The following is a 1,673-nucleotide window of genomic DNA, read 5'->3' as shown; positions in this document are numbered from 1 at the left end:
CAGGCTCTGTCGCGAGTTCCGTGAAATCCAAGATGTCGATCACGATGACTCGTGATCATGCCGGGTGACTGTTGCTGAGCTGATCGCTGTGATGTTCCCGCACTTCGTCCGGCTTCACGTCGACCTCGTCCGGGTGACCGGCCGGACGGTACGCCTTCAGGCGCGGGGACGGGAGCCGTCGGCCGAATGTCCGGGCTGCGGGGGCTCGTCGGCCCGAGTCCACAGCCGCTACGAGCGGAAGATCTCCGACACCGCGATCGCTGACCAGCAGACCGTTCTTCATCTGCGCGTTCGCCGGTTCTTCTGCGCCTCGCCCGAGTGCGGCAAGACGACCTTCGCCGAGCAGATCCCTGATCTCACCTTCCGCTATGGCCGTTGCACGCTGCTGTTACGCGGAATCCGCGAGGCCATAGCCCTGGCGCTGGGCGGCAGGCCGGGAGCCAGACTGGCAGAGATCCAGGCCATCGGCCTGGGCAAGGACGCACTCCTGCGCCTGATCAGGGCTCTGCCCGACCCGGAGCCCGGCAGAGTACGCGTCCTGGGCGTCGACGACTTCGCGCTCCGCAAGGGGCACAACTACGGGACCGTTCTGATCGACATGGAAACCCATCGCCCAGTCGATGTTCTGCCCGAACGCTCCGCCGAGGCACTGGCGGCCTGGCTCAACACCCACCCCGGAACGCAAGTGATCTGCCGCGACCGCGCCGGCTGTTACGCCCAGGGCGCCACCAGCGGTGCCCCGGCCGCCACTCAAGTGGCCGATCGCTGGCATTTGTGGAACAACCTCGGCGTCACAACAGAACGCCTGGTCGCACGGCTGCGGCCCCAGTGGATTCCGCAGCCGCCGGAGAAGAAGGAGCCGGTGGTGCCGGTCAAACAGGAGAGCCCGAGCGTCCAGCGCAAACGCGAGCGACACGCCCTGGTCCACGCCCTGATGGCCAAGGGTGTCGGGATCGGAGGAATCGTCGCCGAGCTGCGACTGGACCCCAAGACAGTCCGAAAGTTCATGAACGCGCCCAGCCCGGAGGCGCTGATCAGCGACAAGCCCAACGGTCGCCGGAGCAGTCTGGACGGTCACGCCGCCTACCTTGCGGCCCGTTGGGCCGAGGGCTGCACCAGCACGGGCCTGCTGCATCAGGAACTCCACGACCGTGGGGCCCGGGTGAGCGAACGCACCGTCCGTCGTTTCCTGCTCCACCTGCGCGAGAACACCACACCCACCGTGCGCCCCGTCGTCCCGAAGAACCGCGAGGTCACCACGGCCGTCCTCACACATCCCCACAACCTCCCGGAGGCAGACCGGCTCGTCCTCAAGGAACTTCGCGACCGCTGCGAGGACCTCGACGCCGCGTGTCGCCTCGTCGCCACGTTTGCCGAAATGCTCGTGAACCGCAGCGGTGAGGAGAATCTCGAAGGATGGGTCCTCGACGCCGAGAACAGCCCACTGCCCGAGCTGCGAGGATTCGCCGCCGGACTGCGCCGCGACTGGAACGCGGTCCGGGCCGGCCTCACCCTGCACTGGAACTCCGGCATGGTCGAAGGGCACGTCAACCGCATCAAAATGATCAAGCGCCAGATGTTCGGCCGCGCCAAACCCGACCTCCTGCGCAAGCGAATCCTGCTCGCTCATTGAAGATCGACATCTTGGATTTCACGGAACTCGCGACAGAGCC

The 1,673-nt window shown here is 66.5% G+C and carries 1 protein-coding gene; it reads left to right on the top strand.

Annotation, left to right across the window (positions count from 1 at the left end; translation table 11 throughout):
- Positions 1 to 64 precede the first annotated feature (64 nt).
- Positions 65 to 1,633, top strand: coding sequence for an ISL3 family transposase (locus ACFXPL_RS37110; RefSeq protein WP_384927584.1), 1,569 nt, complete (start codon positions 65 to 67; stop codon positions 1,631 to 1,633).
- The last annotated feature ends 40 nt before the right edge of the window (positions 1,634 to 1,673 follow it).

Source organism: Streptomyces sp. NPDC059092 (assembly GCF_042756365.1).
Classification (GTDB): Bacteria; Actinomycetota; Actinomycetes; order Streptomycetales; family Streptomycetaceae; genus Streptomyces.
Note: the sequence above shows the minus strand (reverse complement) of the source record. Positions and strands in the feature narration are given on the sequence as shown.